This window comes from Mesorhizobium sp. M7A.F.Ca.CA.004.04.2.1 (genome assembly GCF_004022825.1).
In the GTDB taxonomy this organism is placed as follows: Bacteria; Pseudomonadota; Alphaproteobacteria; order Rhizobiales; family Rhizobiaceae; genus Mesorhizobium.
Genome location: NZ_RZPH01000489.1, coordinates 1 through 4,312 on the forward strand (window position 1 = coordinate 1; position 4,312 = coordinate 4,312).

At 62.5% G+C, this 4,312-nt stretch carries 4 protein-coding genes; 3 read left to right on the forward strand and 1 reads right to left on the reverse strand.

What is annotated here, in order from left to right; translation table 11 throughout:
- Positions 1-318 (reverse strand): large conductance mechanosensitive channel protein MscL (gene mscL, locus EN893_RS20725; RefSeq protein ID WP_128361742.1); only part of this gene is annotated, 318 nt, incomplete at its 3' end.
- Between the two features lie 142 nt (positions 319-460).
- Here mscL and EN893_RS20730 point away from each other — a divergent pair.
- From EN893_RS20730 to EN893_RS20740, 3 genes are all read left to right on the forward strand, one after another.
- Positions 461-775 carry a hypothetical protein gene (locus tag EN893_RS20730; protein WP_127268170.1) on the forward strand — a complete coding sequence of 105 codons (315 nt, stop codon included), beginning with the start codon at positions 461-463 and terminating at the stop codon, positions 773-775.
- Entirely contained in the window at positions 765-1,040 is a 276-nt protein-coding gene (locus tag EN893_RS20735) for a type II toxin-antitoxin system RelE/ParE family toxin (protein ID WP_127268171.1), read from the forward strand. Before EN893_RS20730 ends, EN893_RS20735 begins: the two co-directional genes overlap by 11 nt.
- A gap of 126 nt (positions 1,041-1,166) precedes the next feature.
- The coding region (locus EN893_RS20740; protein WP_128361743.1) for a PAS-domain containing protein at positions 1,167-4,312 on the forward strand (3,146 nt) is incomplete at its 3' end.

Below are 4,312 nucleotides of genomic sequence, written 5' to 3' on the forward strand. Positions count from 1 at the left end.
GTTGTTCACCGCCTTGACCATCAGGAAGATGATGAAAGCGAGGATGAGGAAGTTCAGAGCCACGGTGATGAAGCTGCCATAGGCAAAGACCGCGCCCTGCTTCTTGGCATCGGCCAGCGAGGTCGCGTTGACGGCTGAGGACAATCCGAAGAAATAGTTGTTGAAGTCCAATCCGCCGAAAATCGCACCGACGATCGGCATGATGATGTCGTTGACAAGGGAATCGACGATCTTGCCGAAGGCCGCGCCGATGATGACGCCGACCGCAAGGTCCATCACATTACCCTTGGAAATAAATTCCTGGAATTCTTTCAGCATTCGACCCTCCTTGTCGTGACTGGCCGAGTTGCCGTTTCCGTCCTTGCGACATCGACCTGAGACAACATAACAAAAACCTCCTGACGCAACATCGGCAAAAAGGAGAAAGCAACCGGTTTCTCCTTACCGGGAGCCGGCTAGGTTGCTCGCCGAGACCGACCCCGGTTCAGTTGTTCGAGACCCACGGTTCGGCAGGAGCAGCGTTGAATTTCTGGCAATCATAGGCGTTTTCGCCTACAATATTCTCATGAACATGCTCGAAACCATCAGCATTGACGTTTACCCGTGGGCGGCTCCGACAAAGGAGCAGCGCGCTTGGTTCGACGCACTTTCGCCCGATGAGAAGCGGAAAGCGATTCAGGCGGCCATCGACGAAGGTTTTGAGAGCCCCGTCAGCGACAAGTCTATCGACGACATTATTCGGGAAGCGCGTGCCGAATTCCCGCATGCGTCATAGGATAACGCATCGCGCCGAACGCGATCTGAAAGACATTTACCGACACACCTTCGAAAACTTCGGCCACACTCAGGCCGAAAAGTATCTGCGTGAACTCGACGCGGTGTTTGAGTTGCTCGGCGATTACCCGAATATGGGCAGGCTCTATGAAGGCAGGACCCATCAGTTCGTCCATGGCAAGCACATCATCCTCTATCGTATGGGTTCGGAGGAGATCATTGTCGGCAGCATCTTCCACGGCGCCCAGCGGCGATCTTCACCATAACGACATCGACACCGACGCGCCGGTCTGAGAACCGTCCTACACAGCTCTGCAATGGACTCGGACGCCAAGCTGTGATTGCGTCCGGGCAAGCCGGATAGAAAGACGGCAGAGGAGGAAAGTCCAAGCGTGCAGGGCTTGTTCATCGTCATCATCGCGGTCGCCTATGTGACGCTGCTGTTTGCCATCGCCAGCCTCGGCGACCGCCGCTCGGCCATCTCCGAGCCGAGCCGGGGGCGGCCTTTCATCTACGCACTCAGCCTCGCTATCTACTGCACATCCTGGACTTTCTTCGGCTCGGTCGGTCTCTCTTCCGAACGCGGCCTCGAATTCCTCGGCATCTATACGGGCCCGGTGCTCGTCTTCGTGTTCGGCTTCCCGCTGCTCAACCGCATCGTGCGGCTGGCCAAGACCGAGAAGATCACCTCGATCGCGGATTTCCTCGGCGCGCGCTACGGCAAGAGTTTCACCGTCGCGGCGATCGCCACACTGATCGCCACCATCGGCGCGGTGCCCTATATCGCGCTGCAGTTGAAGGCGATCTCCGGTTCGGTCAGCCTGATGGTCGAGCACTATACGGGATCGCCGCCTTCGTTCGATCCCTTCGTCAGCGACATCTCGTTGGTCGTCGCCATGCTCCTGGCGCTGTTTGCGGTGCTGTTTGGAACCCGTCACGCCGACGCCACCGAACACCAGGACGGGCTGGTGCTGGCGGTGGCGGTCGAAACCGTGGTCAAGCTCGCCGCCTTCCTGGCGATCGGCCTGATGGTCACCTTCCTGATCTTCGGCGGCCCGGGCGACATGTTCGACAAGCTCGCCCAGAACGGGCAGGTCCGGCAGGCGATGAGCTACAACACCTCGCTCGCCACCTGGCTGGTGCTGACTTGCCTTAGCGGCTTTGCCATCATCATGCTGCCGCGGCAGTTCTACGTCACCATCGTCGAGAACCGCGGCGAGGCCGAACTGCGCACCGCGACATGGGTGTTTCCGCTCTACCTCGTGGCGATCAATCTGTTCGTGCTGCCGATCGCTTTTGCCGGCCTGTCGCTGGTCGGCACCGGGACCAGCAGCGATCTCTACGTGCTGTCGCTGCCCTTGTTCACTGGCCATGACTTGCTGGCGATGGCGGCTTTCATCGGCGGCCTGTCGGCGGCGACGGCGATGGTGATCGTCGAGAGCGTGGCGCTGTCGATCATGATCTCCAACGACCTCGTCATTCCGCTGTTCGTGCGCCGCCTGCTCAAGACCTCGACCTCCGAGACCGAGGACTGGTCGACGCTCATTCTCAATGTTCGGCGCGGGGCGATCTTCATCCTTTTGTTCATCGCCTTCCTCTATTATCGCGAGAGCACTGACAGCGCGCGGCTGTCGTCGATCGGCCTGATGTCGTTCGCGGCCATCGCCCAGTTCGCGCCGGCGCTGATCGGCGGGCTGATCTGGCGCGGCGCCACTGGCCGGGGTGCGGCACTTGGCATGGTCGCCGGCATCCTCGTCTGGGGCTACACGCTGCTGTTTCCATCGCTTGCCGCCCCTGATACCGGCATCATCGTGCACGGGCTGTTCGGCTTCGAGGCGCTGCGGCCGCAGGCATTGTTCGGCACCGTCGCCGAACCGCTGAACCACGGCGTGCTGTGGAGCCTGTCGCTCAACGCGGTGTTCTTCGTGCTCGGTTCGCTGTCGCGCGCATCGGTGCCGCTGGAACGCATCCAGGCGTCGATCTTCGTGCCGCGCGATGCCGGCCCGATGCCAAGCCTGCGCCGCTTCCGCACCGCCATCACCGTCAACGACCTCAAGGACACGATCGGGCGCTATCTCGGCGTCGAGCGCACCGAGCGCTCCTTCCAGTCGTTCGAAAAGACCAACGGAACCTCGCTGCACGGCAATGAGCAGGCGAGCATGGACGTCATCCGCTTCTCCGAGCAATTGCTCGCCAGCGCCGTCGGTTCCTCCTCGGCGCGGCTGATCCTGTCGCTGCTGTTTCGGCGCCACGACCGCGAATCCCGAGATGCCTTCCGCTTGCTCGACGACGCCACCGAGGCGCTGCAGCACAACCGCGACCTGTTGCAGATCGCGCTCGACCAGATGGAACAGGGCATCACCGTCTTCGACCGCGATTTCCGCCTGATCTGCTGGAACCGCCAGTACCGGGCGCTGTTCGACCTGCCCGACGAGATGGGCCAGGTCGGCGTCTCGCTCGACCGCATCCTGCGCCATCTCGCCGAACGCGGCGACATCCCCGCCGATCAGCGTGTGGCCATGCTCAACCGCCTGACCAGTTTCGTCAGCCCATGGCAGATGGAACTGAAAACCTCGGGCCGCATCCTGGAACTGCGCTCCAACCCGATGCCGGACGGCGGCATCGTCGCCACCTATGCCGACATTTCCGGGCGCGTCGAACAGGATCTGGCGCTGAAGCGTGCCAATGAATCGCTGGAGCAGCGCGTCAAGACCCGCACCATCGAACTGACCCGGGTCAACGAGGAGCTGGCGCAGGCGCAGATGCTGGCCGAGGAGGCCAATCTCGGCAAGACGCGCTTCCTCGCCGCCGCCGGCCACGACATCCTGCAGCCGCTCAACGCCGCCCGGCTCTATTGCTCCTCGCTGATCGAGAAGGCCGGCAAAGGGCCTGCCGGCAAGGCCGCCGTGAACATCGAATCCTCGCTGGAATCGGTCGAGACCATCCTCGGCGCCGTGCTCGACATCTCCCGCCTCGACGCCGGCGCGATGAAGCCGGACGATACCGCCTTCAACCTCGACGGATTGCTGCGCCAGATCGGCAACGACTTCCGGCCGCTCGCCGCCGAGAAGAAGCTCGCGCTGACCATCATGCCGTCATCGCTGACAGTGACGACGGACCGCAATCTGCTGCGCCGCCTGATCCAGAATCTCGTCTCCAACGCCATCAAATACACGCGCCACGGCCGCGTGCTGGTTGGCGTCAGACGGCGCGGCGATTTGGCCGAGATCCAGGTGATCGACACCGGCATCGGCATCGCCGGCGACAAGCTGAACACCGTCTTTCGCGAATTCACCCGGCTCGACGAGGGCGCGCGCGAGGCCGAGGGCCTCGGTCTCGGCCTCTCCATCGTTGACCGCATCGCCCGGGTGCTGCGGCTGGAGATCCGGATCTTTTCCAACCCTGGCAAGGGCACGCGCTTCTCCGTCATCCTGCCCGTCGCGGCCGTGCAGGAACCGCGGCGCGAGATCGACGCCAGGGTTCCTGCCCGCGCGACGGCTTCGCTGGCCGGACTGCATGTGCTGTGCATCGACAACGA